At 74.1% G+C, this 4,019-nt stretch carries 1 protein-coding gene; it reads left to right on the forward strand.

All coding sequences use genetic code 11. From position 1 onward, the window contains the following. Nucleotides 1–147: 147 nt before the first annotated feature. Nucleotides 148–3,897, forward strand: coding sequence for an ABC transporter ATP-binding protein (locus tag ACFWY6_RS44665; RefSeq protein ID WP_384703447.1), 3,750 nt, complete (start codon nucleotides 148–150; stop codon nucleotides 3,895–3,897). Nucleotides 3,898–4,019: the final 122 nt, after the last annotated feature.

The following is a 4,019-nucleotide window of genomic DNA, read 5'->3' on the forward strand; positions in this document are numbered from 1 at the left end:
CCCGGGGGGCGGGCGGCCCGGGCTGGGGCCGCCCCCCCCCCCCCGGGCGGCCGGGGCGGCCGCGGCGCCGCCCGGGACCGTCGACCGGCAGCCCTGGGCCTCTGTGAGCATCGGGCTCCCCATGGCGGCGCGGCTCAGGAGACCGGTATGCGTACAGGGCAGCAATGGACGGCAGCAGTGCGGCTGTTGTGGCGGGCCGGGCCCCGGCACACCGTCGCACTCGCCCTGACCGTGATCTGCGGGGCGCTCACCGGCCCGCTCGTCGTGGTCGCGACCGGGCGGCTCGTGGGCGCGCTGCCCGGAGCCGTGGAAGCGGGCGCCGGGTCGGCCGAGGCCCGGCACGCAGGGGTCGTCCTCACCGTGTTCGCGGCGCTGATTCTCGTACGTACGGGACTGCGCGCCCTGGACGGCGGGCTCGCGGCGGTGCTGCGGCTCCGGGCGGCCAGTGCGGTGGAGGACCGGGCCATCGCCGCCGGGACGGGGCCGGACGGCATCGGACACCTCGAAGAGCCGGGCTACGCCGATACGCTGCGCCTGGCCACCGAGCCGGGCACCCGCCCTGACCAACTCGCCGCCCTGCTGCCCGAGATCGTGCGTCCCCGGCTCGAAGGGATCGGCCTGCTCGTCCTGTTGGCGCCTCTTGCATGGTGGGCGCCGCCGCTGCTCGGGCTCGCCGCGGTGCTGACCTACCGCTCCTATCTGCGCCTGTCGCGCCAGGTGCACGGCAGCATGGAGGCGGCCGGCGCGGTGATCCGAAGGGCGGGATATCTGCGGTCACTCGCCGTGGATCCCGAGCCCGCCAAGGAGATACGTGTCTTCGGGCTCGGTGACTGGCTCGCCGACCGGATGACGGCCGTCTGGCAGTCGGGCATGGCCAGGGTCTGGGCCACCCGGGGGACGGCCGCGCGGCGCGCCTATGGCGCGGTCGGGTTCGTGGTGCTCGCGGAGGGCGTGGTCCTCGGGTACGCGGCGTTCGCCGCCGCGCGCGGCGATCTGAGCCTCACCCAGCTCGTGATCAGCGTCCAGGCGGCGCTCGCCCTGCCCGCGCTCGGCTGGATCGGCGATGACGACCTCATGGTGCGCGACGCGCTCCTCGGCCTGCGGTCGCTTGCCGCCCTTGAGCGGCGCGGGACCGCCGACAGCGCTCGGAAGGGGCACACGAGCGGCGGGGCGACGGAGGTGCGCCGCCGCATCGCCTTCGAGTCGGTGGACTTCGCCTATCCCGGCACGGACAAACCCCCCGTGCTGCGCGGCCTCGACCTGGAGATCGAGGCAGGGACGTCCGTGGCGATCGTCGGGGCGAACGGCTGCGGCAAGACGACGCTGATCAAGCTCCTCGCGCGGCTGTACGAGCCGGACGCCGGGCGCATCACCGTGGACGGCGCGGACGTCCGGGAGTGCGACGCACGGCAGTGGCGCCGGGGAATCTCCGTCGTCTTCCAGGACTTCGTGAAGTATCCGCTGACGCTGCGCGACAACGTGGCGATCGGCGCCCCGGACACCGGCGGCGACCCGCGCGCCCTGGAAGGCGCCCTCCAGCGCGCCCTGGAACTGGCCGACGGCGCCGAGCTGCCCCGCACGCTCGGGGCGGGCTGGGACACCGTGCTGTCCCGGCAGTTCGCCGGCGGCGCCGATCTGTCCGCGGGCCAGTGGCAGCGGGTCGCGCTCGCCCGCGCGCTCCTGGCCGCACGCTCGGGGGCCGTGCTCGTGCTCGACGAACCCACCGCCCATCTCGACGCGCGCGCTGAGGCCGCCTTCTTCGACCGGTTCCTCACGGTGAGCGGGGGCGCCACCACGATCCTGGTCTCGCACCGCTTCTCGGGCGTACGCAAGGCCGATCTCATCCATGTCATGGACGGCGGGCGGATCGTGGAGAGCGGCACGCACGACGCGTTGATGGCGACGGGCGGCAGGTACGCCCGGATGTACCGGCTGCAGGCGGAGCGCTTCGTCGACGGTGACAGTGGCCTCGACGGTGCCGAGCTCCGGGACGGTGTCGCTCCCGGCCGTGCACCCCGGGCGGCACCGCCTGCCGTGGCGGAAGGCTCCGCCGGATGCGACGTCCCCGAGGTCTCCGGACGCGGTTGGCGCGATGTGCTCGACGCGCTGCGCACCCTGGTCGTCGAATCCTTCCGGGAGTCCTGGAAACTCGCCGTGCTCGGACTGCTGCTCGTGCCCGCCGCGGCCGGACTCGCCGCGCTGCAGGCCCTGTGGCTGAGGTCCATGGCCGAGGGCGCGCAACAGGGGCTCCTTGAATCCACGGTGACGGCGGCGCTCCTGCTCGTGGTGAGCCTCGGCGTGTGGGAGGCCGTCGAACTCGCCGCCATCGGGGCAAGGATCGGGCTCAGTGAGCGGGTGGGCTTCGCCTTCGACCGTCTCCTGGCCAGGCTCGCCGCGGGCATTCCCGGGCTGCGCCACCAGGAGTCGCCCGCCTTCCAGGACCGGCTCCACCTGCTGCGCGACCGCACCCTGGCCATGGGCGCGCTGCTCAACTGGGTGCTCAACCTGCTCGAACAGCTCGGCGGCTTCCTGGTGACCGCCGCGCTCCTCGCCACCGTTCACCCGGCCCTGCTGGTCCTTCCGCTCATCGGGGCGATCGCCCTGCGTCTGCAGATCTCCGCCCGCGGCGTCATCGCCCGCGCCCAGGAGGCCACGGCGGCCGACTACCGGCTCGCCGCGCGCCTCGCCCGCCTCGCCACCTCGCCGGCGGCGGGCAAGGAGCTGCGCGTCTTCGACGCGGGGCCCGAACTGTGGGCCAGGGTAAGGGAGTTGCGTGGCCGCGCGGACGGGGTGAGGAGCCGGGCGCAGTGGCGGGTCACCGCGATCGGCTGCGCGGCCGGGCTGCTCAACTCGCTCGGCCTGATCGGCGCGGTCGCCTTCGTCGTGCATCTCGCGGTGACCGGACACACCGGCCTGGGCGCCGTGCTGCTCGCCGTCGTCCTTGCCGGACGGTTCACCGCTCATGTCGGCGGACTCGTACAGGCCACGGGCGCCGTCGTCGAACTCCTGCAGAGCGCCGAGCGGTTGCGCTGGCTGCGCGCGTACGCGGATCAGGCGAGCCTCGTGCCCGCGACGACCGCAGACTCGGGTACCGCATGGGCGCCGGTGCCTTCGAGGCTGCGGCAGGGCATCGCCGTCGAAGGTCTTTCCTTCCGCTATCCGGGCACCGCGGCGGCCACGCTGCACGACGTCGAACTGCTGCTGCCGGCCGGGGGAGTGGTGGCCCTTGTCGGTGAGAACGGCTCCGGGAAGTCCACCCTGGTCAAGCTGCTGTGCCGGATGTACGAGCCGACGCGGGGCCGGATCACGCTCGACGGGGTCCGCATCGACGCCCTCGCCCCGGACCGGTGGCGCGAACGGATCGGCGCCGCGTTCGAAGACTTCGTACGCTTCGAGTTCACGCTCCGAGAGACGGTCGGCATCGGTGATCTGCCGCGCATCGACCACCCGCGGACCGTGGCGACCGCTCTTGACCGGGCGGGCGCCGCCGACCTGCCCGGCACGCTGCCGGACGGCCCCGACACCCAGCTGGGCAGCCGCTGGGAGCGCGGCGTCGATCTGTCGACGGGCCAGTGGCAGAAGCTGGCGCTGGCGCGCGCCCTGATGCGTCCGGCACCCCTGCTGCGCATCCTGGACGAGCCGACCGCGTCCCTGGACGCGGAGACCGAGCACGTCATCTTCGAGCGGTACATCGAGGCCGCGCGCCGCCCCTGGCCCTACGGCGGTGATCCGGGCACGGTCACGCTGCTGGTCTCGCACCGGTTCTCGACCGTACGGGGCGCCGACCTCATCGTCGTACTCGACCACGGCCGGGTCGCCGAGACGGGCCGGCACGACGAACTCATCGCCCGAGGCGGCCTGTACGCGCAGATGTACGGAATCCAGGCGCGCGCCTAACGCTTACGGGCACACGGAAATGAGGGGGGGCGGGGGGGGGGGCCGGGGCCCCCCCACCGCCCCCCCCCCCCCACGCCCGTTTGAGGACACAACCCCACACCCCCGCCCCCGCGCGCGCGCAC

The sequence above is a fragment of the Streptomyces sp. NPDC059037 genome (genome assembly GCF_042740015.1).
In the GTDB taxonomy this organism is placed as follows: Bacteria; Actinomycetota; Actinomycetes; order Streptomycetales; family Streptomycetaceae; genus Streptomyces.